This is a genomic window from Streptomyces sp. NPDC051315 (assembly GCF_044455165.1).
Taxonomy (GTDB): domain Bacteria; phylum Actinomycetota; class Actinomycetes; order Streptomycetales; family Streptomycetaceae; genus Streptomyces.
In genome coordinates this window covers 426,990-453,985 of sequence record NZ_JBITEN010000004.1, presented here as the reverse complement: position 1 = coordinate 453,985, position 26,996 = coordinate 426,990, and the positions used below count along the sequence as shown (strand labels likewise).

The window sequence follows — 26,996 nt, the reverse complement described above, 5'->3', positions numbered from 1 at the left end:
CGCCGTCGTGGGGATGGCGGTGCTGCTGCCGGGCGCCGCCGGCCTGGACGCGTACTGGCGGAACCTGCGGGACGGTGTGGACGCGATCGGCGAGGTGCCGGACGGACGGTGGGACGCCGCCTACTACCGTCCCGGCACCGCCTCCGACCCGGCCGTCGCGGACCGGGTGTACGCGCGGCGGGGCGGGTTCGTGGACGGGCTGGCGCAGGTCGAGCCGACCCGGTTCGGGATCATGCCGAACTCGGTGGCCGGGACCGAGCCCGACCAGCTCATCGCCCTGCACGTGGCCGCCGCCGCCCTCGACGACGCGGGCGGCGCCGGCCGCCTCCCCGACCGAGGGCGGGTCGGCGTGGTCCTCGGCCGGGGCGGCTACCTCACCCCCGGTCTGGTCCGGCTCGACCAGCGGGTGCGGACGGCGGCCCAGCTCGTGCACACCCTGGGCGAGCTGCTGCCGGACCTGACCACGGGCCAACTCGACCGGGTGCGGGAGGCGTTCACCGAGCGGCTCGGGCCGGACCGCCCCGAGTCGGCCATCGGCCTGGTGCCCAACCTCGCCGCCTCCCGGGTCGCCAACCGGCTCGACCTGCGCGGCCCCGCGTACACCGTGGACGCCGCCTGCGCCTCCTCCCTCGTCGCCGTCGACCAGGCGGTGGGCGAACTGGCCACCGGCCGCTGCGACCTGATGCTCGCCGGGGGTGTCCACCACTGCCACGACATCACCCTGTGGAGCGTCTTCTCCCAGCTGCGCGCCCTCTCCCCCAGCCAGCGCATCCGCCCCTTCCACCGGGACGCCGACGGGATCCTGATCGGCGAGGGCACGGGCGTCGTCGTCCTCAAGCGGCTCGCCGACGCCGAACGCGACGGCGACCGCGTCTACGCCGTCATCCGGGGCACCGGCGTGGCGAGCGACGGGCGTGCGGCCGGCCTGGTCAACCCCGACCCGGGCGGCCAGGCACAGGCCGTACGGCAGGCCTGGCGGGCCGCCGGGCTCGACCCGGCCGCGCCCGGCTCCATCGGCCTGCTGGAGGCCCACGGGACGGCGACCCCGGCCGGTGACGGCGCCGAACTGGCCACGCTGACCGAGGTGTTCGGTCCGGGGGACGGCGAGGCCGTGCTGGGCTCGGTCAAGTCGATGATCGGGCACACCATGCCCGCCGCCGGGGTGGCCGGCCTGGTCAAGGCCGCGCTCGCCGTCCACCACGGGACGCTGCTGCCGACCCTGCACTGCGACGACCCGCACCCCGCGCTGGCCCGCACCCGCTTCCGCGCACTGGAGAAGGCGGCCTGCTGGGAGACCACCCCCGACCAGCCGGTGCGGCGGGCGGCGGTCAACGCGTTCGGGTTCGGCGGGATCAACGCCCACGTGGTGCTGGAGGAGGCACCCGGGGTCCGCGCCGGCGGATCCGCCGGGGGACGCGGAGGTCCCCGCCGCGCGACGGCCCCGCCCCGCGCGTCCGCCCGGGTCGCCGAGCCCGAGCCGGTCCTCCTCCTCGCCGCCGGCTCACCCGACGGCCTCGCCGCCCTGCTGGACGCCGACGACGCCGCGGTACGCGCCGCCGGGCTCGACCCCGCCCGCCCGCATCCGGACGCCGGCGGCGCCCGGCTGGGCATCGTCGACCCGACCGCCAAGCGGCTCGCCCTGGCCCGGCGCGCGGTCGGCAAACGGCGCCCCTGGCACGGTCGCAGCGACGTCTGGTTCCGGCCGGGCCCCCTGCTCGGCGACGGCCACGGAAAGCTGGCGTTCCTCTTCCCCGGGCTGGAGGGCGAGTTCACCCCGCGGGTCGACGACGTCGCCGCCCACTTCGGGCTCACCCCGCTGCCGGCCGCCGACGACCGGGTGGGCGACGTCGGCCGGCACGGTCTCGGTGTCGTCGCCGTGGGACGCCTCCTCGACACCGCGCTGCGCCGGACGGGGATCGTGCCCGACGCGGTGGCCGGGCACAGCGTGGGCGAGTGGACGGCCATGGCGGCGGGCGGGCTGTACTCCGGGGACGAGGTCGACGCGTTCATGGCGGACTTCGACCCGGACGCGGTGACCGTGCCGGGTCTGGCCTTCGGCGCGATCGGGGCGCCCGCCGAGCGGGTGCTGGCGGCGCTGCGCGACGAGGGCTGGGCCGAGGCGGGCCTGGTGCTCTCGCACGACAACGCGCCCGGACAGTCGATGGTGTGCGGCCCGGACGCGGCCGTCGACGCGTGCGTGCGGGCGTTCCGGGCGCGGGGCGTGCTCAGCCAGGTGCTGCCGTTCCGGTCCGGTTTCCACACGCCGATGCTCGAGCCCCACCTCGGCCCGTTCCAGGAGGCCGCCGACCGCTTCCGGCTGCACCCGCCGCACACCCCGGTGTGGTCGGGGACGACCGCCGCCCCCTTCCCCGAGGACGAGGCACGGGTGCGGGCCCTGTTCGTCCGGCACCTGCTGGAACCGGTCCGCTTCCGCGGGCTGACCGAGGCCCTGTACGCGGCGGGCCACCGGGTGTACGTCCAGGTCGGCCCCGGTCAGCTCGGCTCCCTCGTCGGCGACACCCTCGGCGGCCACGATCACCTGGTGGTCGCCGCCAACTCCCCCCACCGCACGGGTCTCGCCCAGCTCCGCCGGGTGGCGACGGCGCTGTGGACGGCGGGAGCCCGGGTGGCCCCGGCACTGCCCCGCACCACCGGCGGCCCCGCGGGGTCCGGGACCACCGCGGCGGGGATCGGCCTCGCCCCGGCGGGGGCCGGGACCGGCCCGGCAGCCCCGGCCGCCCCTGCGGACCCGGCCGCCCCCACCAGCCCGGCGCCGTCGCCCAACGCCGCCCCGGCCGCCCCGACCGCCGGCCCACGCCCCGCACGGCCGCCGGTCCGGCTGGACATGGACGGCGCCCTGGTCTCCCTGGAGCCCGCGAGGCTGGCCGCGCTCCGTGCCGAACTGCGCCCCGCACTGCGCCCCGCGCGCACGGCGGGGCCTGCCGCCCGCACGGCGGATCCCGCGGGCGGCAACGCGCTCGACGCCCTCGACGCCCTGGGCGCCCGCTCCCCCGCCGCCGCCGAACTCAGCGCCCTGCTGCAGGAGACGGCGGACACGGCCGCCGCCCTCATGGCGGCACCCGGGACGGCACCGGTCCGCCCCCGGGCCCGTACGGCACCCCCGCCGCCCCCCGCCCTGGCTCCCCGCCGGACCACCGTCCGGGTCTCCCCGCGGACCATGCCGTACCTGCTGGACCACTGCTTCTTCCCGCAGCGGCCCGGCTGGCCGGACGTGGCCGACCGGTGGCCGGTCGTGCCGGCGACGACGATCGTGCAGCACATCATGGACACCGCGCGGGAGGCCGCCCCCGGCCGGGTGCCGGTCGCCGTGCACGGGGCGCGGTTCGAGGAGTGGCTCACCGCCACGCCCGCCGTGGACGTCCCGGTGACCGCGACCCCCGAGGGCCCGGACCGGCTGGCGGTCTCCTTCGGCCCCCGGGCCCGCGCCACCGTCGAACTCGCCGCCGCCCACCCGTCCCCCGGCCCGGCGCCCTGGACCACGGACCCCGTCGGCGAGCGCGTCCCCGACCACACCGCCGCTCAGCTCTACGCGGACCGCTGGATGTTCCACGGCCCGGCGTTCCAGGGCGTCACCGAGCTCACCGCGATCGGCGACCGGCATGTGCGCGGGGTGATCACGACCCCGCCCGCGCCCGGCGCCCTGCTGGACAACGTCGGCCAGATCCTCGGCTACTGGATCATGGCGACGCGCACCGAGCGGACCGTGGTGTTCCCGGTCGGGATGCGGGAGATGCGCTTCTACGGCCCGCACCCCGCGCCCGGCACCGAGGTGGCGTGCCTGGTGCGGATCACCTCGCTCACCGACACCGTCCTGGAGGCCGACGTCCAGCTGACGGTCGACGGCACGGTGTGGGCGGAGCTGTACGGCTGGCAGGACCGCCGCTTCGACAACGACCCGAGGACGCGGCCCGTGGAGCGCTTCCCGGAGCGCAACACGCTCTCCGAGACCCGGCCGGGCGGCTGGTCGCTGCTCCACGAGCGCTGGCCGGACCTGGCCTCACGCGAGCTGATCATGCGCAACTCACTGGGCGGCCCGGAGCGTTCGGAGTACGCCGAGCACGCCCCGCGCGGGCGCCGGCAGTGGCTGCTGGGCCGGATCGCGGCCAAGGACGCCGTACGGCGGTGGCTGTGGGACCACGGCGAGGGCCCGGTCTTCCCGGCGGAGCTGCGGGTGCGCAACGACGGGGTGGGCCGCCCGTACGTCACCGGCGTGCACGGCCGTGTCCTGCCCCCGCTCGACGTGTCGCTGGCCCACTGCGCGGAGGCGGGAGTGGCGATCGTGCGGCCCCACACCCCCGGCCCGGGCCCCGGCATCGACATCGAGGAGGTCACCGACCGCGCTGCGGAGACCCTGGCCGTCGCCCTCGGCGGGGACGAACTGCGCCTGCTGCGGGGGCTGTCGGACGCCGGCGGCGACTCGGAGGCGGTGTGGTTCGCCCGCTTCTGGACCGCGAAGGAGGCGGTCGCCAAGGCGGAGGGCACCGGACTCGGCGGCCGGCCGCGGGACTTCGTCGTCCTCGACGCGACACCGGACGGCGACCGGCTCACCGTGTCGGGCCGCCTGGAGCGCGCCTACACCGTGCACTGCGCACCCGCCGCCAACCCGCCCGGCCTGCCGGACCGCACCTACGTCGTGGCCTGGACGACGGGACCCACGCGGACGTGACCCACCCGGGCGGGCGACACACAGACGGGCCACACACAGACGGGACCCACGCGGACAGGCCGCACACAGACGAGACCGACGCGGACGGGACCCACTCGAGCGAAGGAGTACGACCGATGACCCCCCACACCCCCGTCACCGCCGACGAGGAGGCCGTCCTCGCGGACCTCACGGGCATGCTGGCGCGCCTTCTGGAGGACGAGTACGGCCTCGACGACGTCGAGATCGGCATGCACACCACTTTCAACCGAGACCTGGAGCTGGAGAGCATCGACCTGGTCACCCTGGCCGGGATGCTCCAGGAGCGGTACGGCGAGCGGGTCAACTTCGCGGAGTTCCTGGCCGGCATGGAGTTCGACGAGATCATCGAACTGACCGTGGGCCGGCTCGTCGAGTACGTGGTGACCGGCCTGAAGGCCGCGGAGGCGAGCTGACCATGGCGATGGTCGACACCGGCGCCGTCCGGTTGCACGTGCAGAGGCTCGGCCCTCCGGGCGGCCGGCCGGTCACCGGCACCGCGGTGCTGGTGCACGGCCTGCTCACCGACAGCCTGGCCAGCTACTACTTCACCGTGGCCCCCGCGTTCGCGGCCGCCGGTCTCGACGTCGTCATGTACGACCTGCGCGGCCACGGCCGCAGCGAACGCCCCGCCGACGGCTACACCCTGGACCACGGCATCGACGACCTGGAGGCGCTCCTCGACCGCCTGTCGGTGACCGGCCCGGTGCACCTGGTCGGCAACTCCTACGGCGGCACGATCGCGTTCGGCTACGCCGCCCGCCACCCGGAGCGGGCGGCGAGCGTGACCCTGATCGAGTCCGAACCGGCCACCGCCGCCTGGGCGGTGAAGCTGGGCGGCATCCTGCGCCGGGTGGTCACCGAGCTCGCGCACAACGAGCCCGACGCGATCGCCTGGATCACCGCGCACCGCGGCCACAACACCGCCCGCCTGGCCAGGGGCGCGGCGCGGCTCGCCCGGGAGACCACCCTCGGCCGGGACATCCCGGCCAGCCGGGTGCTGACGGAGGACGAGATCCGGGCGGTGCGCTGCCCGGTCCTCGGCGTGTACGGCGGTGACTCCGACCTGGCGGACCTCGCGCCCTGGCTGGAGTCGTCGCTGCCCGACTGCCGGACGGTGGTGATCCCGGGGCACGAGCACTCCGTCCTGGTGGAGGCGGCGGGGACCGTGGGCGGTCACGTCCTCGCGCTGGTGCGGGGGGCCGTGCCGACGGGCGCGGCGGAGGCACGGTGAGCGGATTCCTCTTCGTCGTACCACCGTTGACCGGGCACATCAATCCGGCCGTCGGCGTGGCCGCCGAACTGGACGCGCGCGGACACCGGGTGGCGTGGGTGTGCCCCGATCCCGCGCTGGTCCGGCGGCTCGCGGGCGACCGGGCCCGGGTGTTCCCCTGTGCCGGGGCCGCCGAGGGGAGCCGGCCGCCCGAGCTGCGCGGGCCGGAGGCGCTGAGGTTCCTGTGGGAGTGGTATCTGCTGCCGCTGGCCGAGGCGATGGCGCCGGGTGTGCGGGCGGCCGTCGAGGCGTTCCGGCCGGACGTGGTGGTCGCCGACCAGCAGGCCTTCGCGGGCGCGCTGGTGGCGGAGCGGCTGGGGGTGGTGTGGGCGACCTCGGCGACCACGTCGGCCGAGTTCACCGACCCACTGGCCGGGCTGCCCAGGGTCCGTGCGTGGCTGGAGGAGCGGCTGGCCGGGCTGCGGGCGGCGATCGGGGATCCGGCGGGCGGCTCGGACCCGCGGTTCTCCCCGCATCTCGTCCTCGCCTTCAGCACACCGGAGTTGGCCGTGCCCGCGGCGGGGCCGGCGGGAGCCGTCGGCGGTGTCCGCTGGGTGGGCCCGTCCATCGCGGCCCGTCCCTCCGCGACCGGCTTCCCGTGGGAGTGGCTCGACGCCGGACGGGCCACCGTGCTGGTGACGCTCGGCACCGCGAACTCCGACGTGGGCGGCCGTTTCCTCGACGTGTGCCGTGATGCGCTGCGGGAGCGGGCGGACCGGGTGCAGGGGGTGATCGTCGACCCCGGCGCGACCCTCGGCGGGGCGGACGACGGCAAGGACGTGCTGGTCGTGCCCTTCGTTCCTCAACTCCCCCTGCTGGCCCGCGCGGACGCGGTGGTCTGCCACGCCGGGCACAACACGGTGTGCGAGGCCCTGTGGCACGGGGTCCCGCTCGTGGTGGCACCCATCCGCGACGACCAGCCGGTCGTGGCCGGGCAGGTCGCGGACGCCGGCGCCGGAGTGCGGGTGCGGTTCGGCCGGGTCACCGTGCCGAAGCTGGGCGCGGCCCTCGACTCCGTGCTGCGCGAACCCGGGTACCGGGCGGCGGCCGACCGGATCCGTACGGCGTTCCGCGCCGCCGGCGGCGCGCCCGCCGCGGCCGACCATCTCGACGAGCTGGCCAGGGAGTTGTGATGAGCGACGAGAGCAAACCCACCGAGCGGATCGCCGCGCTGCGCCCCGGTTACCAGGCCGATCTCGCGGCCGGCCCGGACCGTTTCTTCGAGCCCCGGCGCACCACCTGCCCGTGGTGCGGCTCGGACCGGCTGACGACACGGCTGCGCACCACCGACCTGCTCCAGCACAAGCCCGGCCGCTTCGTCCTGGACCGGTGCGGGGGCTGCGGGCACACCTTCCAGAACCCGCGACTGAGCCCGGAGGGGCTGGAGTTCTACTACCGCGACTTCTACGACGGGCTCGGCGAGAAGAAGTTGGGCGACACCTTCGGCGGGCGCACGACGATGTACCGGGGGCGGGCGGAGTCGATGCTGCCGCACGATCCCGGGCCGAAGACCTGGCTCGACGTGGGCACCGGGCACGGTCACTTCTGCGCGGCCGCCCGCGAGGTGCTGCCGGGGACGACGTTCGACGGGCTCGACTTCACCGACGGCGTGGAACTCGCCGAGCGGGAGGGCCGCGTGGAGCGCGGTTACCGGGGCGCTTTCCCCGAGCTGGCACCCGAACTGGCCGGCCGCTACGACGTGGTGAGCATGTTCCACTACCTGGAGCACAGCACCGACCCCGACCGCGAGCTGCGCGCCGCCCGGGAGGTGGTCCGGCCGGGCGGGCATCTGCTCATCGAGGTGCCGGACCCGGAGAGCCGTTACGCGCGCCTGCTGGGCCGCTGGTGGCTGCCCTGGCTCCAGCCGCAGCACCTGCACTTCGTACCGGTGGCCAATCTGCGCGCGCGGCTGGCGGAGCTGGGGTTCACGGTGGTCACGGAGCAGCACGCCGAGCCGCACGACCCGGTGGACCTGCTGGCCGCCGTGTGGCTGGCACTGGACCACGTGGCGCCGCGCGAGGACGCGCCGTGGCTGCCCGGGCCGCCGAACGCGCTGCGCCGCACGCTGCGCGCGGCGCTGCTGGTGGCCGGGATCCCCGCGCTGATCGCGGGCACGCTCCTCGACCGGTTCGCGGTCCGGCCGCTGTCGCACCGGCTGGGCCTGTCCAACGCGTACCGGCTGGTGGCGCGGCGGGACTGAGGGGACGGGGCAGGGCCGGACGGACGCCCCGGGCCGGCCTCACCTCGCCTCGTGATCGGGACGGGCGCCGGAGTGCCCGCGTCCCACGGGACGCGGACCTCCGAGACGCGGACCTCCGGAACACGGGCCCCCGGACACGACCTCCGAGACGCAGGCCTCCCGGGACACGGACCTCCCGGACGCAGGCCTCCCGCAGCGGCCCTACGTCGCCCGGGAGGCCGGCCGCCTGCCCTGGCCGGCGGCCTGCGGCAGGGCCACCCCCAGCTTCTCGGCGCGCTCCGACAGCTCGCGCCACAGCTTCGGTGCCACCGGGATGCCCTTCTCCCCCCGCTCCGCGGCCACGGCCGCGCTGCGCTCACCGGGGTAGAACACGCCCTCGGCGCCGTCCGCCGCCGGCAGGCCCTTCACGGTGCTCAGGGTCGCGTCGACGGCCTCGGTGAAGGCGTCCGCGCCGCCGAAGGCCGCCGGGTCGACGGCGATGAGCAGGGCGTTCTGGCGGTGCTTGCGCCCGGCCGGGTCGTCCGAGTGGAAGGACGAGAAGATCGGCGCGCCGACGAGCACGCTGGTCAGCAGCTCGAACGCGAGCGACATACCGGAACCCTTGGCCCCGCCCAGCGGCAGCGGCATGACCGCCTGCTCCGGGTCGGTGGTCGGGGTGCCGTCCTCGGTGGCGGCCGCGCCCTCGGGCAGGGGGGTGCCGCTCGCCTTCGCCTGGCGGATCCTGCCCAGGGCGATGGTGGCGGTGGCCATGTCGAGGAGGAGCGGCGCGTTCCGCCGCGCCGGTACGGCGATGGCGAGCGGGCTGGTGGCGACCGCAGCGCCCTTGACGCCGGTGTATCCCATGTTGGGCATGCCGGCGACGAACCCGATACCGACCAGCCCCTGTTCGGCGATCTTCGAGACGTAGTAGCCGATGGCGCCGGTGTGCACCGTGCGGCGTACGCCCACCGCGGCGACGCCGGTCGTCCTCGCCCGGGTCACTGCCTCCTCGGCGGCCGCGGACAGGGCGACCGGGCCGGGGGCGCGGTCGGCGTCGAGGACGGCCGCCGCCGGGGTGGTGGACTCGACGGCGATCCGGGCGTCGGCGTTGGCGACACCCTTCTCCAGCAGGTCCAGGTAGGCGGGGACCCGGGCGATGCCGTGCGAGTCGACGCCCCGCAGCGCCGCCCAGACGAACACGTCGGCGGTGGTGCGGGCGTGCTCGGCGCTCAGGCCGCCCTTCTCGAGGAGGGCCGCGGAGAAGGTGCGCAGGTCATCAGCGGACACCGGGACCTTCGATGGTGTGTCGGACATGGTGGCGGGTGCCTCCTGGTTCAGCGGGTGACGAGGACGTCGACGACGGCGGTGGTGCCCTCCGCCACGGCCTTGAGCGCGCGCTCCAGCGCGGGCGTCAGCGCCCCGGGCGTGTCGACGGTCTCGGTGTGCATCCCGAACGGCTCGGCGAAGGCAGCCAGTCGGGGCAGACGGTGCAGGTCGGTGCCGAGCCACTCACCGGTCTCGGCGGCCGCGCCCTCGGGGTAGAACCTGCGGTGGTTCAGGTTCATCGACTTGTACACGCGGTTGTTGAACACCACGATCAACAGCGGGAGTCCGTACGTCCTGCCGGCGTCGTACGACGGGATCACCGGGTTGTACGCGAACGCGCCGTCGCCGATGGTGAGGACCACCGGGCGTTCCCGCGCGGCGAGTTTGACGCCGAGGGCGACCGCGATGCCCTGGCCCAGTCCGCCCTGGACGTAGAAGTACGAGTCGGGGTCGGACGTCCGCAGGTGTCGCTTGACGACGCGGCTGTGGGTGATGGTCTCGTCGACGACGATGCCGTTGCTGCCGTGCAGCAGGGCGCGCAGGGTGGCGGCGATCAGGACCGGGTCGACGCCCTCGGCCCGCGCGGCCTTCGCCTCGGCCTGCTCGATCGCCGTCTGCTCGGCGGCGAACCGGGCCTCCTGCGCGGCCCGGCGCTCGGCCACGGCCGGCCCGTCGAGGTCCTTCGCCCGCTTGGCCAGCTGGCGCAGGGTGTTGGCGACGTTGCCCTCCAGGTACCTGTCGGCGTACAGGACCTGGTAGACGACGTGCGGGCGCTGCGGCACCTCGTCGATGACGACGATCCGCGCCGTGGACGGGCGGCGGGACGGCGGGTAGAACGGGGCGCGGCAGTTGACCAGGAGGATCAGGTCCGCCGTGTCCATCCAGGGGCCGATGTCGCTGCCGGCGTGCAGCGGGTGGGTGCGCGGGAAGTTGCCGCACACCGCCGAGTCCGGCTCGACGACGGGGATGGACCAGGCCTCGGCGAAGGCGACGAGCGCCTCGAAGCCGCCCGCCTCACGGCCGACCGTCTCGGTGACGATCACGGGGTTGCGGGCCTCCCGGATCATCTGCGCGACCGGGTCGACCTCCTCGGGCGAGCTGTGCGTGGAGCCCGGCGCGACGACGGGCTTGGCCTCGCGGCCGTCCCAGTCCTCCAGGAGGATCTCCAGCGGGATGTTGAGGTAGGCCGGGCCCGCCGGGGCGCGCCAGGCCAGCTCCGCCGCCCGCGTGATCATCGTCGGCAGCGTGTGCACGCTCGCGGCCTCGGTGGACCACTTGGTGAACGGCTGCGCGACGCCGTGCGGCCCGCCCACGATCGACAGGTTGCGGTACCACTGGCCGCCCGGATCGTGGCCCGGGGCGTCGCCGTAGGTGGCCGACTCCGAGGAGGTGACCACCATCGGCACGCCCGCCAGCAGCGCGCCGTGCACCGCCATCGACCCCTGGAGCAGGCCGGGGGCCGCGTGCAGGAGCACGCCCTGGGGGCGCCGCCGGACCAGGCCGTAACCGGTGGCCATGCCGACGGCGACGGTCTCGTGGGTCAGGTCCAGGTACTCCGGCGCCGGTTCACCGTCGCGGTGACGCCGGGCCAGCGCCTCCCACACCGGGGCCCACTCGGACCCCGACGAGCAGAAGAGGTAGTCGGCGCCGACGGCGTCGAAGGCGGATACGACGGCCTCCCCGCCGTCCCCGCCGGGCGTGTTCACGCTGTCCGTCATCTCTGGTGGTTCCTCAGCCCTCGATCGGCCAGTTCAGGACCTCGGAGATACCGCGGCCCATGATCCACTCCAGCTCCTCGGGGGTGAAGTCCCAGTGCTTGGTGAACTGCTCGATGGTGTCGGTGTAGGTGATGCCGTGGCCCAGCAGGCGGGTGATGTCGGTGCCGTAGAAGCAGCGCTGCGGGCCCATCTTGTCGACCATCTCGCGCACGTACTTCTGGATGTTGTTGTTGGGGAAGGGCTGCGTGGAGTAGCCGGGCAGCGCCGAGACCTTGACGTAGATGTTCGGGTGGACGGCCAGGTCCGCGGTCTCCTGCACCCAGTAGCCGATCGCGTCGTCGACGCAGCGGGCCATGATGCCCATGTGGTCGATGATGATCTTCAGCTCGGGGTGCTTGGCGGCGATCTCGCCGAGCTCCTTCTTCCAGATCGGCGCGTGGACCATCGTCGGGATGCGCAGCTCCTCGGCGACCGGCCAGTACCAGTCGTTGGTGCCGTCGATCATCCAGTTGCGGTCGACGGGCCGGTGGAAGGTCAGGCGGGTGCCCTTGACGTGCGGGTTCTGCGCGAAGTCCTTCAGCATGGCCTTGCCCTCTTCGGGCTTGTTCTGCGGGATGCGGGCCATGATGCCGAAGCGGTCGGGGTGCGCCTCGCACGCCTCGAGCGCGTAGTCGATGCGGTCGCCCTCCCAGGACGGCGGCAGGATCAGCGCCCGGTTGACGCCGGCCTCGTCCATCAGCTCCAGGGCCTCCTCGTAGGAGAAGGGGTCCTCGCGGTGGCCGTTGAGGCGGATGCGCTCCCGCGCGCCCGGGACCCAGGGGCGGTCCGGGGTCTCTTCCTTCCAGATGTGGATCTGCGTGTCGACGACGAACATGTCCGGTGCTTCTCTCTCTCGGTGGAGCGGGCGGGATGGTGCGCGTGCGGGGCGTTGCGGGGGGAACGCTAGGCGGGCCGTGCGGCCTTGCGGAGCCCCTGGGAGCGCAAGCTGTTGTTGCGTGAAAAGGCGCTGTACGCAGGGCGTTCCACGCAGGGGTGTCAGGGGGTGGACGGGTCCCCGAACACGGCGCCGACGATGTGCTCGGCGATCGCCATGGAGGCCGTCGCGGCCGGCGAGGGCGCGTTGCGGACGGCGGTGACCCGGCCCAGCCGATGGATGCGGAAGTCGTCGACCAGGGTGCCGTCGCGGTCCAGGGCCTGGGCGCGCACGCCCGCCCCGCCGCGTACGACGTCCTGGACGCCGACGCCGGGGACGTACAGCCCGGCGTCCTTCATGAAGGCCGCCGTGGAGAAGGAGCCGCGGTACTCCTTGATGCCGGTGCGCCAGTGCCGGGCGGCCATCCTCCAGGCGCCGGGATATGCGGCGAGGGCGAGCAGGTCCCGCGGGGAGATCCTGGTCCGTGTGTAGCCCTCCCTGGCCAGGGCCAGGACCGCGTTGGGGCCGACCTCCACGGAGCCGTCCACGCGGGGGGTGAAGTGCACGCCGAGGAAGGGGTAGCGCGGGTCGGGCACCGGGTAGATCAGGCCGCGCACCAGGTCCGTCCTCTCCGGCTTGAGCAGCATGTACTCGCCCCGGAACGGGATGATCCGCGGTTCCCGTCCGTCCCGCGCCAGCCGCGCCACGGCGTCGGAGTGCAGGCCCGCGCACAGGACCAGCCGGTCCACGCGCACCCGCTCCTGCCCGGAGGCCACCTCGATGCCGCCCGGCACGTTCGTGATGCCGGTGACGGGGAAGCCGAGCCGTACCTCGCCGCCCGCGTCGACGACGTCCTGGGCGAAGGCGCGGGCGACCGCCGGGTAGTCGGTGATCGCGGTGCGCGGCGAGTGCAGCGCGGCGACGCCGCCGGCGTGCGGTTCGAGCTCCCGGATCTCCTCCCGGGAGATCTTCCTCAGGTCGGGCACGTGGTTGTTCCTGGCCCGCTCGTGGAGGTCGTTCATCCGGCCGAGTTCGTCCTCGCGGACGGCGACGACCAGTTTGCCGATCTCCCGGTAGGGCAGCCGCCGTTCCTGGCAGTACTCGCGCAGCAGGGACACGCCGCGCACGCACAGGTCGGCCTTGAGGCTGCCGGGCGTGTAGTAGATGCCGGCGTGGACGACGCCCGAGTTGTGGCCGGTCTGGTGGAGCGAGACCTCCCGCTCCTTGTCGAGGACCACGACCCGGGTGCCGGGCCGGCTCAGGGCGATCTCGCGGGCCGTGGCCAGACCCACGATCCCGGCGCCGACGACGCCGATCGTCTCGTCAGCCATCGGCATCCTCCTCTCTCGTGTTGCCGCTCCCGATCGTCAGGCGCCGAAGTGGACGGCGACCGTCTTGACGCGCGTGGAGAAACGCAGGACTTCCTCGCCCTGCTCCTTGTAGGCGGTGCCGGAGTCCCGGAACCCGCCGAACGGCAGATGGACGTCCCACCCGGTGGTGGTGGTGTTGACGGCGACCTGCCCGCACTCGGCCTCGTCCGCGAAGCGGTACGCGGCGGCGAGGTCACGGGTGAAGACGGCGGCGGCCAGCCCGAAGCCGGAGTCGTTGACGGCCTCGACGGCCGCCTCGAAGCCGGGTACGGCTCGCAGTGCGAGCACCGGTCCGAAGACTTCCTCGCGCCAGATCGCCGTCCCGGGCGTCACGTCGGCGAGCACGGTGGGCCGCACGTAGCAGCCGTGCGCCCGCTCGCCCTCGGTGTCGGCCTCGCCGCCGGTGAGGACGGTGGCGCCCTGCTCGACGGCCCGGGCCAGGTCGGCGAGGACGCTGTCGCGCTGCCGGGGACTGGACAGCGGGCACAGGGTGGTCGCCGGGTCGCTGCCCGGGCCGACCCGGAGCGCCTCGACCCCGGCGACCAGCAGGCGGGTGAACTCCTCGTACACCGGCTGCTCGACGATCACCCGGCTGGTGGCGGTGCAGCGCTGGCCGGCCTGGCCGAAGGCGGCGGCGACGACGGCCCGGGCGGCGGCCGGCAGGTCGGCGTCCCTGAGGACCACCGACGCGTTCTTGCCGCCGAGTTCGCCCTGGAAGCGGACGTTGCGGTCGGTGAGGCGGCGGCGGATGCGGTTGCCGACCGCGTTGGAGCCGGTGAAGGTGATGCCGGCGATCCGCGGGTCGTCGAGGAGGGCCTGCTCGATCTCCGCCGTGCGGCCGGTGACGACGTTCAGCACCCCGGCGGGCAGGCCCGCGTCGTGCAGGGCGCGCGCGAAGTGCAGGCCGGAGAGCGGGGTCTCGGTGGCCGGCTTGAACACGGCCGCGTTGCCGGCGGCGAGCAGCGGGGCGAGCTTGCGGGCCGGGGTGATCAGCGGATCGTTCCACGGGCTGATCACCAGGATCACGCCGATCGGCTCGCGCTGGGTGTGGGTGCGGTGGTGCGGCCGTACGTCGTGCAGGAGGGTGCCGTAGCCCTGGCGGGCCAGGCCCGCGTAGTACTCCAGGAAGTCGGCGGCCTTGAGGGTCTCGGCGGTGGCCTCGGCCAGGGTCTTGCCGTTCTCGGCGGTGACGTCGGCGGCGATCTCCTCGACCCGGTCGCGGATCAGCCGGGCGGCGTCGGTGAAGACGCGGGCCCGCTCGAAGGGGCTGGTGCGCTTCCAGACGGCGAAGCCGCGCTCGGCGTGGTCGAAGGCCCGGGTGACGTCCTTGGCGGCGAGGGCCGGGACGCGGGCGATCGGGGTGCGGACGTCAGCGGGGTCGAGGACGTCGATCCATTCGGCGGTCGCCAACCACTCCCCGCCGGAGAGGGTTTCCACGGTACGCATGTCGGGTCACTTCCTTCGTCGGCCACGGTGCGGGGCCGTGCGGTCTGGGCTGGGGCCGGAAGCGACAACACACCACGTCGGGGCGGTGCCACCAGCCCCGGGGCAGCAGGCATTGGTTGCACCGTGCGCGGGTCGGACAGGGCCGGGTCCGTGCTGGAATCACCGGGCCACAGGCACGGTGATTAGGACGTGAGGAGAGACAGAGATGGCCTACGCAGTCGTCGCCCACTACCGCTGCGAGCCCGCCGACGAGGCGGGCGTGCGCGCCGCGCTGCTGAAGGTGCGCGAGCACACCCGCGCCGAACCGGCGAACGAGGGGTACGAGGTGCACGCCGTGGAGGGGCGGCCCGGCGGCTTCCTGCTGTACGAGCGGTACGCCGACCGGGCCGGTTTCGAGGCGCACAAGGCCGCCGACCACTTCAGGGAGCTGATCGTGGAGACGGTGTGGCCGCTGCTGACGGACCGGACGGTGACGTTCGCCGAGGTGCTGTAGGCACGGGCGAAGGGCCGGTCCGTCCCCTGAGTCGCCCGTCCTTTCGTCGTCAGGGCCGGGCACTCCCCCGAGTCGCCCGGCCCTGCGTGTCGTCAGAACTCGTTGCCCCAGCAGTAGCGGGCGATGGTCTCCACCAGCACGAGCTTCCGGTGCTGGTCCTCGGCGCCGAGCAGCGGCCGGCCCGCCACGTCGGCGAAGCCGCGGGACGGGGACACGGCCGCGTCCTCGAGGTCCTTGAACGCGCCGACCGCGTCGATGCGGCTCATGACCGTGTCGATGTTTTCCGGTTCCGGCACGGTCGCGTCCACCACGCCCAGGCACACGTCCCGGCCCTCCGGCAACGCCCGCACCAGGTCGAGCTCGGCCGGGGTGCCCTGGTCGAACGGCAGGATCCAGCGGTCGGCTCCGACCTCGCCGTACAGCTTCTCAGCGCGGGCCCGGTCCACCTCCGCCGGCGCGGCCCAGCCGGGCGCGAGGCCGATGCGGACGCCCTCGGGACGCTCGTCCAGCCGGACGGCGAGGGCCTCCACGGCGAGGGCGTCCTCGAAGGACAGGGCGCCGGGGCCGGCCGGGTCGGTGGCCAGCTGGCCGAGCAGGAGCGGGTTGTTGAGCTGGACGAGCCGTACCCCCCGGGAGACCAGCAGCGCGATCTCCGCCCGGACGATCTCCGCGAGGGCCTCGCCGAGTTCCCTCGCGGAGGACACGCCGAGGCCGGGCCGGAAGGTGGTGGCGGCCAGGTACGCCGGGGAGGGCAGGGACGCCTTGGGGGCGATCACCGTCAGTTCGGCGAGCCGGCCGGCCCAGTCCGCGAGCAGCGGGCCGTCGGCCTTGGGGAGGGACTCGGCGACCCAGCGCACCAGGCCGTCCGGGCCGACATCCTCCGTACGGCGGAAGCCGGAGACCGCGTCGAGGACGGCGCTGCGGAAGTCCTCGCGCGGGTAGTCGCCGTCGGTGACGACGGTGCAGCGCAGCCTGCGCTGGAGGACGACCGCGTCCTGGACCGCCTTGAGTTCGGCCTCCCGCAGGGCCTCAGGGTCACCGGCCGCGCGGGCGGCGGTGAGCTCGGCCGGGCGGACCAGGCTGCCGTGGTGGTCGATGCGGTAGTTGAAGGTGTCCGCCATGGGTCACGCGTCCTTTCCGGACCCGGCCGGCCGGCCCGCGACGCCCCAGGCGGCGAACTCCAGCTCGTAGCCGAGGGAGGCGAGGACCTCTTCGGCGATCTGCTGGTCCTCGTCCGCGGTGCCGCCGGCGATGCCGAGGCCGCCGATGATCTCGCCGTCCTTCTTGATGGTGACGCTGCCCTCCGCGGCCATGATCGGCAGCGCCGCGCCGGGCAGCTGGGAGAGCTGGGAGAAGAAGACGGGCTGGCTCTCCTGCCACTTCTTCAGCATCGTGCCGGGGCGCTGCATGATCGCCGCGGTGTAGGCCTTGGCGCGGGCGATGTCCGGGGTGAGGGGGCGGGCGCCGTCCGGGCGGCGGATGGCGACCGGGAAGCCGCCGGCGTCCACGACGGCGACGCTCACCGCCTTCCCGACGGCCAGGGCCCGCTGGTGGGCGGCTTCGACGATCTCCTCGGCGGCGGCCAGGGTCAGGCTGCTCATGCGGCTTCCTTCGGTGCGGTGAGGGTGCGGCGCAGACGGGCGACCGCCGCGTTGTAGGGGCCCGGCGTCTCCCAGTACATGGAGTGCGGGGCGCCCGGGACGATCTCCAGGTGGGAGCCGGGCAGCAGTTCGTGGGCGCGGGTGACGGTCCTGACGCTCAGGACCGCGTCCTTCTCGCCCGCCAGGAAGGCGACCTTCACGCCCGACGCCTCGATCTCCTCCAGGGAGGGGCCGTCGGTGTCGAGGTTGCGCAGGTCCTGCATCCGGGCCACGTTGAAGGTGCCCATCTGCTGGAAGAGGAAGGTGAGGTCGGCGCGCTCCTGCTGGAACCGCCGGGTCAGCAGGCGGTCGACGACCGGGAGCTTGACGGCCTCGGCGCGGTCGGCGGCGGCGAGCTCCTTCAGCTCGGGGTGGCTGATGCCGCCCAGGGAGTGGCCGAGGACGACGGAGGAGACCCGCTCGGGACGCGTCAGCCCGGCGCGCAGGGCGGCCACCGAGCCGATGGACTGGCCGACCAGCATGACGTCGGTGAGGTCCTCCTGGTCGAGGACGGCGACGACGTCACCGGGGAAGGCCTGGCCGTCGAACACGGGCCGGGACGAGTGCGCGGGGATGGGCGCGTCGGACTTGCCGAAGCCGCGCAGGTCCATGGTGACCACGGTGAACTCGTCACGCAGGGCGGCCACTTGCTGCCACCAGGCGGCGTGGTGGCCGCCGCTGCCGTGCACGAACAGGATCGCCGGACCACTGCCGTGGCGCTCGTAGTAGAGGGAGGTGCCGTCGGAGTCGGCGAGGGGCATGGGAGAGAACTCCTGTGGGTGCGGGCTCAGTGGGGGCGCTTGGCGTGGTGGACGAGCTCGATCATGGTGTGGTCGGGGTCGTGGATGTAGCAGAACTTCGACTGGTTCTCGGGGCGCTGGATCGGGCGGGTGTGCCGGATGCCCAGCTCCTCGAGGTGCGCCAGGAACTCGTCCCAGTCGTCGACCTCGACGGCGAAGTGGTAGGGAGCCATCCGCTCCATCTCCTCCACCGGCGTGAAGTGGAGGTCGAAGTTGCCCCGGGTCATCAGCACCACACGGGTGTTGGACTTGGGCATGATCCGCTTCATGCCGAAGACCTTGGCGTACCACTCGGCGGTCCGGTCGGGGTCGGTGGTGGGGAAGTTGACGTGGTGGATGTAGCGGGGTTCTGCGCTCATGACGGGTGATTCCCTTCGAGGTGAACGGGGTTGGACAGCACACCGATGCCGGTGATCTCGATCTCCACGGTGTCCCCGGGTTCGATCCCGCAGGTCGACTCGGCGCCCATCCACAGCACGTCACCGGGGTGCATGGTGATGTGCTTCGTGATCTCGACGATGTAGTCGAAGGGGTCGAAGACCATGTCGCCGGTGGGGAACGAGGCCCGCTCCTCACCGTTGACGCGGAGCGTGGTCGTCTGGGCCAGGGCGTCGACGTCGGTCTCGATCCACGGCCCCATGGGCTTGAAGGTGTCGCTGTTCTTGCTGCGCCAGAAGGTGCGGTCCTGGTGCTGCCAGGTACGGGCGCTGACGTCGTTGCCGATGGTCCAGCCGAAGACCGACGCGCGGGCCTCCGCGTGGCTGGCGTACCTGAGTGTGCGGCCGATGACGGCGACGAGTTCGGGCTCGGCCTCGAACCGCCCCTGCGCCGACGCCGGCTTGACGACGGGACGGAGATGACCGGTGAGCGCGTTGTTGGCGCGGTAGCCGACCTCGGGGCGCTCGGGCAGGACGGCGGCCGCGTTGCCGAGCCTGGCCGCGTGCTCGATGTGGCGGGGGTAGTTCAGACCGACGGCGTAGAAGACGGGAGGGACGACGGGCGGCAGCCAGACGGCCGTCTCGCGCTGGACGGTGCCGATGACACGGGGGTCGCCGTCGATCGGCGAGCCGGACAGCAGTTCCACGTCCGTCTCCCCCACCCGGCCCCACACCGCCCGTCCGCCGACCGACAGCCGTGCGTACCTCATGGCACCAGCAGGTGGGAGACGCGCTTGGTGACCAGATAGGCGTCCAGCGCCTCGGGCCCGCCCTCGCGGCCGTAGCCGCTGTCCTTGACGCCGCCGGAGGGGGCCTCGTGGACGGAGCCGCCGCAGTGGTTGATCGACAGGATGCCGGCCTCCAGTTCGCCGGACAGCCTCTCCGCGGTCGCGGCGGAGTCGGTGAACCCGTACGCGGCCAGTCCGTACGGCAGCGCGTTCGCGATCGCGAGCGCCTCGTCGAGGTCGGCGAACGGCAGGATCGGCGCGATCGGCCCGAACGGCTCCTCCCGCAGCAGCTCCGCCTCCTCGGGTACGCCGGTGAGGACGGTCGGCGCGAAGAAGTAGCCGGGGCGGTCCGGGCGCTCCCCGCCGGTGAGGACCGTGGCGCCGCGGGAGACGGCGTCGGCGGTGAGCCGCTCCAGCGCCTTCAGCCGGCGCTCGTTGGCGAGCGGGCCCATGGTGGTGCCCTCGGCCAGCCCGTCGCCGACGACGACCGCCTCGGCCGCCTTCACGAACGCGGCGGTGAACTCCTCGACGAGGCTCTCGTGGACGAGGAAGCGGCTGGGCGAGGTGCAGACCTGGCCGGCGTTGACGAACTTGGCCCGCGCGGCCCTGCGGGCGGCCCGCACGGGGTCGGCGTCCGCGCAGACGATGACCGGGGCGTGGCCGCCGAGCTCCATCAGGGACGGCTTCATGACCTCCCCGGCCTGCGCGGCGAGCAGCTTGCCGACGGGCACCGAGCCGGTGAAGGCGACCAGCCGGATCACCGGGGAGGCGATCAGGTGGGCGGAGACCTCGGCGGGCTCGCCGAAGACGAGGTTGAGGACGCCGGCCGGCAGCCCGGCGTCGACGAAGCAGCGCACGAGTTCCATGGCGGTGGCCGGAGTCTCCTCCGAGGCCTTGATCACGATCGAGCACCCGGCCGAGAGCGCGGAGGAGATCTTCCGCATCGGGCCGCCGGCCGGGAAGTTCCACGGGACGAAGGCGGCGACGGGGCCGATCGGCTCGCGGCGCACCGAGAGCACGGTGCCGGGCGCGGAGGGGATGAGGCGGCCGTAGGCGCGGCGGGCGTCGTCGGCGTGCCAGCGCAGGGTGTCGGCGACCCGACGGGTCTCGCCGGTGGCCTCGACGAGGGGCTTGCCCTGCTCCAGCGTCATGATCCGCCCGACCTCGGCGGCGCGCTCGGCGAGCAGGCCGGCGGCGGCGTGCAGGATCGCGGTGCGCCTGGCCACGGGCGTGGCGCGCCACGTACGGAAGCCCTCCGCGGCGGCGTCGAGCGCGCGGTCCAGGTCGGCGGGGGTGGCCAGGGGTACTTCTCCGATCACCTCCTCGGTGGCCGGGTTCACGATCGGGGCGGTACGTCCGGTGCCGCCCTGGCACCACTCGCCCGCGATGTACAGGCGGACGGCGGGATAACCGTGGTCGGTGGTCATGGGTGGGTGCCCTCTCAGGCGAGCGGAGCGAGATGGGCTCCCCCGGTCTTCGGCGGCCGGGAGAGGGTCGGCGGGAGAGCCGGGTGGGGCTCAGGGCGCGGTGGTGGCGTCCTGGTCGCGGTGGGTGCGCAGGGCCCAGATGTGGTGCGGCGGGGTCGTCTCGTGGACGCGGGTCTCGTAGCCGTCGTCGACGCGGTCCATGTCGGCGGCGTACTCGACGCGGCCCCCGCACGGGGCGTGCAGGAAGCGGAAGACGTTGGAGCCGATGGTGTGCCGGCCGAGTCTGCGGGCCTCCCGCCAGCCCCGCTCGATCATGTGGTTGCCGCCCTCGATCACGTCGTCGAAGCCGGGCACCTCGTAGGCGATGTGGTTCACGCTCACGCGGTCGGGGCGGTGGCACAGCAGCATCGTGTGCTGGTCGTCGTCGCCGGGGGCCTGCATGAAGACGCCCATCGGTTCCACGACGTCGGTGGGGCGGAAACCGAGGAGGTCGGTGTAGAAGGCGACCGCCTCGCCCCTGCCCTCCTTGGCGATGTTGAGGGCGACATGGCACATCCGCAGCGGGTGGGCGCGGGTGAGCGGCTCCAGGGCGGTGTTCCAGCGGTTGACGCTGCCGAGGGTGTTGGCGGGCCGGGGCTCGACCGCCGTCCTCTTCGGCCGGGCGAGGGTCAGGCCCACGCCGAAGCCGCTGCGGTCGACGGTGTGGAAGACGCCGTCGGCGCTCTCGCGCACCGCGTGGTCACGGCCGACGGCGGTCACCAGCCGCCGCAGTTCCTCGCGGGTGTCGACGCCCCACACGACCTCGCGCAGGGTGGGGCCGTCCTCCACCGGCGGGGGCAGCAGCGGGCTCGGGTCGGTGTCGAGGTGGAGCGTCTGCCCGGTGAGCGTCTCGAACACCGCGTGTTCCTCGGTCCGCTCCACCAGGAACAGACCGAAGTCGTCGAAGAACCGGACGCATTCGTCGAGGTCGGCGATGCCGTAGGTGACCGATTCGATTCTCTGGATTCCCATGCATTCCTCGTTTCCGGGTCGCCTGGTGAGCGTAGGTTCGGGGTCGCCGGGGCCTCAATGGGCCGAGCTGTGCACAACTCGCAATCCTTTGTTGCGCCCGCGTCCCCGCACCGGCGCCCCTGTGCCGCAGCCGCCGATACCGGCGGCGACGCCCGGGTTACCGGATCGCCGGAATCGGGTTCTGTGAGAACCACTCGGAGAGGAAGTCCAGGAACACGCTGATCTTGCGCGGGGTGTCCTGGCCGGGGCCGTAGATCGCGTACAGGGGGCGGTCCGGGACCGCCAGTTCCGGCAGCAGGACCTGCAGGGCACCCGAGACGAGGTCGTCGTAGGCCGGCCGCTGGGGCACCAGGGCGATGCCGCGGCCGTGCACGGCGGCCTTCTGCAGGGCCAGGTAGGAGTTGGACGAGAAGGCGATGTTGCGGATCTTGTGCAGGGTGCTGGCGTGGCCGTGGCCGATGCGCCAGACCGGGTCGTTGACGTGGACCAGGCAGTCGTGGTGGGCGACGTCGTTGGGGTGCGCGAGGGTGCCGCGCCGCTCGATGTACTTGGCCGAGGCGCACAGGACGAAGGGCAGGGAGGCGATCTTCTTCAGACGGACGCTGGAGTCGCGCAGGTCCCGGGTGTGGAAGGCGATGTCGAATCCGCTGTCCAGGAAATCGTAGGTGCGGTCGGACATTCCGCCGAGTTCGAAACGGACCTGGATTTTCGGATGGGCGGCGGAGAAGGCGGCTATCGCGTCACCGAGGTCCAGGCTGCCTATCCATTTCGGGCAGATGATGCTCAGCGTGCCTTCCGCACGGTCGTGCGAGTCGGCGATCGCCGCGTCCTGCGCCTCGATCTCGTCCAGGATGCGGGCGGCGAATTCCGCGTACCGCAGTCCCGGCTCGGTGAGACTCACCGAGCGGGCCGTGCGGTTGACCAGGCGGACCCCCACCTGTCGCTCCAGCTCCGCCACGTGCCGTGAGACCAGGGAACCCGAGGAGCCCAGTTTCCTGGCGGCCCCGTTGAAGCTTCCGGCCTGAGCGACAGTGACGAAACTGTGCATCAGCAGCAAGCGGTCCATGATTCCTCCGATTGCGGCTCCCGACCGCGGCGTCGAGGGCGGGAGCAAAGGGGTCCACCGGGTGTGCCCGGGACGTCGTCACTCCGGGCAGTACTGGGGGGCCTGGCTCAGGTTGTCCTTGGTCACCAACACAAGAGGAATGTCAGCAATCTTGTCAACCTTCCTGTCGTCGAGAAGCGCGATGGTGTTCTTCACGGCCGTCTCGCCGATCGTCTTCGCCGAGTTCGCGACGGTCGCCGACAGCTGGCCGCTCCTGACGGCGGCCAGGCCGTCCTCGGTGCCGTTCACGGTGACGATCTTGACGTTCTTCGCACCGGCGGCGTCGAACGCCTTGCGGACGGCGAAGGCCATCTCCTCGTTGGCGACGAAGGCGTAGTCGAGGTCCGGATTGCCCTGGATCATGTTCTCGGCCACGTCCTGGGCCTTTGCGGGATTGAACATTCCGGGCTGGTTCGCGACCACCTTCGCGGTGGCCGGCAGCGCCCCCTTGAAGCCGCCCACGAGCAGGTCCGAGGCCGCCCCCGGGGCGCCCGCGACGATGCCGACCTGCACGTCCTCGCCGGCCGCGTCCTCGGCTATCCAGCCGGCGTCCAGTGCGCCCACCTTCTTCAGGTCGACCTTGGCGACACCCAGGACGTCCGACGTGTCGGAGGTGGCGACGGAGGTCAGGTAGATCGGCACACCGGCGCTCTTCGCCTTGGCGATGTCGCCCTCGAGGGCGTCCACGTTGACCGTCTGCACGATCAGGGCGTCCACGCTCCGGGAGATCATGTCCTCGATGTTGGACAGCTCCGTACCGGCGTCCTGCTTGGAGTTGGCCGTGAGGACCTCGGCCCCCTCCGCCTTGGCCGTCTGCTCGACGGACTTGAGCAGACACTGGTGGAAATGGGTGTTGGCGCCGTTCACGAATCCGAGGGTGACCGACCCCTCGGCGGAACCCGCTGCGTCGTTCGCCGGGCCGCAGCCGGCGAGCACCAGGGCGGCGGTGCCGACGAGGGAGACCGCGGCGGTGCGGCGGGGGGTTCCCCCGCGCCAGTGCGTTCGAGCGCGGGGGAGGGCGATGGGCTTCATGGGGTGGGCCTTTCCTGCATCGTCGAAGAGAAGGTGGTGGTGCGACGGCGTGGGGGCGCGCGGCGGGGAAGGGGGAGGCGCGGGCCCGGCGGAGCGCTGCTGTCCGTACGGCGCTAGTGGCCCGGCGAGGACGTGCGCTGGAACTCGTTGATGATCGCGGCGACGAGGAGCACCCCGCCGGTCACGACGAACTGGTAGTAGCTGTTGACCTGGAGCAGGTTCAGCGCGTTGGCGACCACACCGAGCAGGACCACGCCGAGGACCGTGCCGACGACGGTGCCGTGGCCGCCGGCGAGCGAGGTGCCGCCGATGACGACCGCCGCGACAGCGGTCAACTGCAGTTGCAGGCCGCCCGTGTTGGGCGCGGCGGCGCCGAGCCGGGAGAGCAGCATGAGCCCGGCCAGACCGGCCAGAGCACCGGCGAGGGCGTACAGGGCGAGCTTGCGTCCGGAGACGTTGATGCCGCTCAGGCGGGCCACGTGCTCGTTGCCGCCCATGGCGAAGGCGTCCCGGCCGAAGGTGGTGAACCGCATCGCCAGCCCGATCAGCGCGAGCACGAGGATCGCGACGACGCACAGATACGGGATGCCGAGCACCTTGTCGTTGCCGAGCGCCCACATCCGCTGGCCGATGGTGAGGGACTCGCCGTTGAGGACGAGCAGGGCGACACCGTCCAGCAGCATCGCCGAGGCGAGGGTGGCGACGAACGGGGCGACCCGGGTGTAGGTCACCACCAGGCCGTTGACCAGGCCGATCACGGTGGCGAGGAGCAGCGTGACGACGACGGTCAGGAAGGTGGACCGGCCGTCGTGCAGCAGGGTCGCACCGACCGACACGGTCACGGCCGCGTTGCTGCCCATGGAGAAGTCCATGCCGCCGGCGGTCATCAGCAGGGTCAGTCCGGCCGCGATGACGGCGGTGACGCTGATCTGGCGGAGCACGTTGAGCAGGTTCTGCGAGCTGGTGAAGGAGTCCGCCTGGACGGCGGTGAACACCGCGACCAGGACGAGGACGACGATCAGACCGCCGTGCGGGATCCGCAGCAGGGCCTGCGCCGACAGGCGGGGCGTGGGGCGCTCCGGAGGGCCGGCCTCCACGTCCGGGGTGGCGAAAGGGGCTTTGAGGCTCACTGCGGCTGACCTCCGAGTGCAGTGGCGACGAGCTCGTCGCGGGTGATGGCGGTGATGTCGTGTTCGGCGACCGTGCGGCCGGCGCTGACGACGACGACACGGTCGGCGAGGCGCATGACCTCCTCGGCGGAGGAGGAGGCGAGCAGCACGGCCACGCCGCGCGAGGCGAGGTCGTCGACCAGGGTGTGGATGTCGGCCATGGCGGCGACGTCGACACCGTTGGTGGGGTCTTCGAGGAAGCAGGCGACCGGCTCCGTCTCCAGCCACTTGCCGAGCAGGACCTTCTGCTGGTTGCCGCCGGACAGCGCACCCACCGGCGGGTTGCCGGCGAGGGAGACCACCCCGTAGCTGTCGCGCAACGGGGCGGCGCGGCGGGCGAGTTCACTACGGCGGTGCAGCCTGCGGCGGGCGAAGCGGTCGCCGGCCAGCATCAGGTTCTCGTCGAGGGACATCCCCTGGACCAGACCCAGCGTCCGGCGGTCACCGGTGACGCAGCGCAGGCCGCTGGCGAGCGAGGCGCGGATCCGGCCGAAGGGCACGGCCCTGCCGTCGACCCGCAGTTCGCCGCCGTCCGGGCGCAGGCGTCCGGAGAGCAGGTCGAACAGCCGCGACTGGGCGTCGCCCGCCGGTCCGAGGACGGCGACGATCTCGCCCTTGCGCACGTCGACGGTGAAGTCCTGGATGGCCCGGCCGTGGCTCAGACCGCGTACGGACAGGCCGCTCTCGTCCTTCGCCGCGGGGCGCTCGGGCCTGCGTGAGACGACGTCGCGGCCGACCATGCTGCGCACCAGGGAGGCGGGGTCCATCGCCCCGGCCGGGGCGCTGGTCACCACCGCCCCGTCGCGCAGGACCGTGAGCCGGTCGGCGACGGCCATGACCTCGTCGATGTAGTGCGAGATGTAGACGACGGCGACACCGTCGTCCCGCAGGGTGCGCACCAGGGAGCGGATCTGGTGGGCGTCCTTGGCGCTCAGGCAGGCGGTCGGCTCGTCCAGGATCAGGATGCGCCCGCCGCGGCGGACCTCGCGGGCCACCTCGACCATGGTCTGCTCGGCGACGGTGAGGGTGCCGGCGACCCGGTCGACGTCGATGGCGATGCCGAGGTCGGTCAGCGCCCTGCGCGCCTCGTCCCGGACCTCCTTCCAGCGCACGGTACGGCCGCGGGTGGGCAGGTCACCGAGCATGACGTTCTCGGCGACGGTCAGTCCCGTGGCCAGTTCGCGGCGCTGCGGCACACAGGCGATGCCGAGCTTGCGGGCCTTGCGCACGGTGACCCCGTGCTGCTCCCGTCCGTCGACCTCGATCTTGCCGCCGTCGGCCTGGTGGACGCCGGACAGCACCTGCACCAGGGTCGACTTGCCGGCGCCGTTCATGCCCATCAGCGCGTGGATCTCACCGGGGTACAGGTCGAGATCGACGCCTTTCAGCGCGGCGGCCCCACCGAAGCTCTTGGTGACGCCCCGGACGCGCATGACCGCGTCCCGGGGTGCCGCGCCGGCGCCGCTGTCGGCCGGGGACCCGGCCGGTGTCCTGGGGGTCACAGCGGTGCCTCCCTGCGTGCTCTCGTCCGTGAGGGGTGTCACGGCTGGTCGCCGTCGGGGGCCACGCGCCCGTAGCCGCGGATGTCCGGGAAGGGGGGCTCCTTGTCGGCCTGCAGGTCCACCTGGAAGGTGTTCAGGCACATGCCGAGCATGGTGAAGTTGCCGAGCGCGCCGATGGTGTCGACCAGGCCCTTGGCGCCGAAGTGCTCGTGGGCGCGGGCGAAGGTCTCGTCGGTGACGAAGTGGTCCTGGAGGATCTCGCGGCAGAACTGGTAGAAGGCCTGGTCGGCCTCGCTGTCGAAGACGGCCTGCCGCTTCTCGGCGATCGCCTTCACGGCGGCCTCCGGGATGCCGGCCTCGATGGCCTGGTGCACATGGGCGTTCCACGAGTACTGCGCGTCCCAGTTGCGGGCGGCCATCAGCAGGCTCAGCTCGCGCAGATGCCTGGGGAGGCTGCAGTCGAAACGGGCGAAGGCGCCGAGTGACTCCGCCCGTTCGCACATCTCCGGGCTGTGCAGCCAGACCCGGAAGGGACCGCGGACGGCACCGCGGCGGCCGGCGATGCGGGCGGCCAGCTCCTGCTGCCGCGCATCCATTTCCTCTTCGTCGAGTACGGGGAGCCTCATCGGCCGATACCTGCCTTTTCTTTCCGGCGCATGACGGGCACGGGTCGTGATGCCGTGCGGTGCAGGTGAAGGTACAGCCGTGTTCGAGCAGCTCAC

Annotated in this window: 23 protein-coding genes; 6 read left to right on the top strand and 17 right to left on the bottom strand. The window is 73.2% G+C overall.

Annotation, left to right across the window (positions count from 1 at the left end):
- Positions 1-13: 13 nt before the first annotated feature.
- The 5 genes from ACIBBD_RS11275 (at position 14) to ACIBBD_RS11255 (ending at position 8,178) form a co-directional block, all read left to right on the top strand.
- Positions 14-4,687 carry a beta-ketoacyl synthase N-terminal-like domain-containing protein gene (locus ACIBBD_RS11275; protein ID WP_399419111.1) on the top strand — a complete coding sequence of 1,558 codons (4,674 nt, stop codon included), beginning with the start codon at positions 14-16 and terminating at the stop codon, positions 4,685-4,687.
- A gap of 116 nt (positions 4,688-4,803) precedes the next feature.
- Positions 4,804-5,121, top strand: a complete 318-nt coding sequence (locus tag ACIBBD_RS11270; RefSeq protein ID WP_399419063.1) for an acyl carrier protein — start codon at positions 4,804-4,806, stop codon at positions 5,119-5,121.
- A gap of 2 nt (positions 5,122-5,123) precedes the next feature.
- Complete coding sequence (locus ACIBBD_RS11265) at positions 5,124-5,939, top strand: alpha/beta fold hydrolase (protein WP_399419062.1); 816 nt, start codon at positions 5,124-5,126, stop codon at positions 5,937-5,939.
- On the top strand, positions 5,936-7,111 hold the full coding sequence (locus tag ACIBBD_RS11260) for a glycosyltransferase (protein ID WP_399419061.1): 1,176 nt from the start codon (positions 5,936-5,938) through the stop codon (positions 7,109-7,111). Before ACIBBD_RS11265 ends, ACIBBD_RS11260 begins: the two co-directional genes overlap by 4 nt.
- Positions 7,111-8,178: a class I SAM-dependent methyltransferase gene (locus ACIBBD_RS11255; protein ID WP_399419060.1), complete on the top strand. Its 1,068-nt coding sequence runs from the start codon at positions 7,111-7,113 to the stop codon at positions 8,176-8,178. Before ACIBBD_RS11260 ends, ACIBBD_RS11255 begins: the two co-directional genes overlap by 1 nt.
- 201 nt (positions 8,179-8,379) lie before the next feature.
- On the opposite strand, the gene ACIBBD_RS11250 is transcribed toward ACIBBD_RS11255, so the two are convergent.
- From ACIBBD_RS11250 to ACIBBD_RS11230, 5 genes are all read right to left on the bottom strand, one after another.
- Positions 8,380-9,471 (bottom strand): Ldh family oxidoreductase, encoded by a 1,092-nt coding sequence (locus ACIBBD_RS11250; RefSeq protein ID WP_399419059.1) that lies wholly within the window; start codon positions 9,469-9,471, stop codon positions 8,380-8,382.
- A gap of 20 nt (positions 9,472-9,491) precedes the next feature.
- Complete coding sequence (locus tag ACIBBD_RS11245; RefSeq protein WP_399419058.1) at positions 9,492-11,201, bottom strand: thiamine pyrophosphate-dependent enzyme; 1,710 nt, start codon at positions 11,199-11,201, stop codon at positions 9,492-9,494.
- A gap of 13 nt (positions 11,202-11,214) precedes the next feature.
- Positions 11,215-12,075 (bottom strand): amidohydrolase family protein, encoded by an 861-nt coding sequence (locus ACIBBD_RS11240; protein ID WP_399419057.1) that lies wholly within the window; start codon positions 12,073-12,075, stop codon positions 11,215-11,217.
- 161 nt (positions 12,076-12,236) lie between these two features.
- Positions 12,237-13,445, bottom strand: a complete 1,209-nt coding sequence (gene lhgO, locus ACIBBD_RS11235; RefSeq protein ID WP_399419056.1) for an L-2-hydroxyglutarate oxidase — start codon at positions 13,443-13,445, stop codon at positions 12,237-12,239.
- 36 nt (positions 13,446-13,481) lie between these two features.
- A complete protein-coding gene (locus ACIBBD_RS11230; RefSeq protein WP_399419055.1) occupies positions 13,482-14,930 on the bottom strand; it encodes an aldehyde dehydrogenase family protein in 1,449 nt (482 codons plus the stop codon).
- Between the two features lie 205 nt (positions 14,931-15,135).
- Between ACIBBD_RS11230 and ACIBBD_RS11225 the strand changes: the two genes are divergently transcribed.
- Complete coding sequence (locus ACIBBD_RS11225) at positions 15,136-15,423, top strand: putative quinol monooxygenase (RefSeq protein ID WP_399419054.1); 288 nt, start codon at positions 15,136-15,138, stop codon at positions 15,421-15,423.
- A 92-nt stretch (positions 15,424-15,515) separates the two neighbouring features.
- Here ACIBBD_RS11225 and ACIBBD_RS11220 read toward each other — a convergent pair whose 3' ends face one another.
- From ACIBBD_RS11220 to ACIBBD_RS11165, 12 genes are all read right to left on the bottom strand, one after another.
- Positions 15,516-16,544 (bottom strand): methionine synthase II (cobalamin-independent)-like protein, encoded by a 1,029-nt coding sequence (locus ACIBBD_RS11220; protein WP_399419053.1) that lies wholly within the window; start codon positions 16,542-16,544, stop codon positions 15,516-15,518.
- Between the two features lie 3 nt (positions 16,545-16,547).
- A complete protein-coding gene (locus tag ACIBBD_RS11215; protein WP_399419052.1) occupies positions 16,548-17,024 on the bottom strand; it encodes a heme-binding protein in 477 nt (158 codons plus the stop codon).
- Entirely contained in the window at positions 17,021-17,824 is an 804-nt protein-coding gene (locus ACIBBD_RS11210) for an alpha/beta fold hydrolase (protein ID WP_399419051.1), read from the bottom strand. The genes ACIBBD_RS11215 and ACIBBD_RS11210 overlap by 4 nt, the downstream gene beginning before the upstream one ends.
- 26 nt (positions 17,825-17,850) lie before the next feature.
- On the bottom strand, positions 17,851-18,222 hold the full coding sequence (locus tag ACIBBD_RS11205; protein ID WP_399419050.1) for a VOC family protein: 372 nt from the start codon (positions 18,220-18,222) through the stop codon (positions 17,851-17,853).
- Entirely contained in the window at positions 18,219-19,010 is a 792-nt protein-coding gene (locus ACIBBD_RS11200; RefSeq protein WP_399419049.1) for a fumarylacetoacetate hydrolase family protein, read from the bottom strand. Before ACIBBD_RS11200 ends, ACIBBD_RS11205 begins: the two co-directional genes overlap by 4 nt.
- Positions 19,007-20,455 carry an NAD-dependent succinate-semialdehyde dehydrogenase gene (locus ACIBBD_RS11195; RefSeq protein WP_399419048.1) on the bottom strand — a complete coding sequence of 483 codons (1,449 nt, stop codon included), beginning with the start codon at positions 20,453-20,455 and terminating at the stop codon, positions 19,007-19,009. Before ACIBBD_RS11195 ends, ACIBBD_RS11200 begins: the two co-directional genes overlap by 4 nt.
- A gap of 90 nt (positions 20,456-20,545) precedes the next feature.
- Positions 20,546-21,466, bottom strand: coding sequence for a VOC family protein (locus ACIBBD_RS11190; protein WP_399419047.1), 921 nt, complete (start codon positions 21,464-21,466; stop codon positions 20,546-20,548).
- A 157-nt stretch (positions 21,467-21,623) separates the two neighbouring features.
- A complete protein-coding gene (locus tag ACIBBD_RS11185) occupies positions 21,624-22,532 on the bottom strand; it encodes a LysR family transcriptional regulator (protein WP_399419046.1) in 909 nt (302 codons plus the stop codon).
- 78 nt (positions 22,533-22,610) lie between these two features.
- Positions 22,611-23,603: a sugar ABC transporter substrate-binding protein gene (locus tag ACIBBD_RS11180; protein WP_399419045.1), complete on the bottom strand. Its 993-nt coding sequence runs from the start codon at positions 23,601-23,603 to the stop codon at positions 22,611-22,613.
- Positions 23,604-23,716: 113 nt separating this feature from the next.
- Positions 23,717-24,733: an ABC transporter permease gene (locus ACIBBD_RS11175; RefSeq protein ID WP_399419044.1), complete on the bottom strand. Its 1,017-nt coding sequence runs from the start codon at positions 24,731-24,733 to the stop codon at positions 23,717-23,719.
- The gene (locus ACIBBD_RS11170) at positions 24,730-26,274 is read right to left on the bottom strand and encodes a sugar ABC transporter ATP-binding protein (protein ID WP_399419043.1); all 1,545 of its coding nucleotides are present in this window, start codon (positions 26,272-26,274) and stop codon (positions 24,730-24,732) included. The genes ACIBBD_RS11175 and ACIBBD_RS11170 overlap by 4 nt, the downstream gene beginning before the upstream one ends.
- A gap of 38 nt (positions 26,275-26,312) precedes the next feature.
- Complete coding sequence (locus tag ACIBBD_RS11165) at positions 26,313-26,870, bottom strand: carboxymuconolactone decarboxylase family protein (protein WP_399419110.1); 558 nt, start codon at positions 26,868-26,870, stop codon at positions 26,313-26,315.
- Positions 26,871-26,996: the final 126 nt, after the last annotated feature.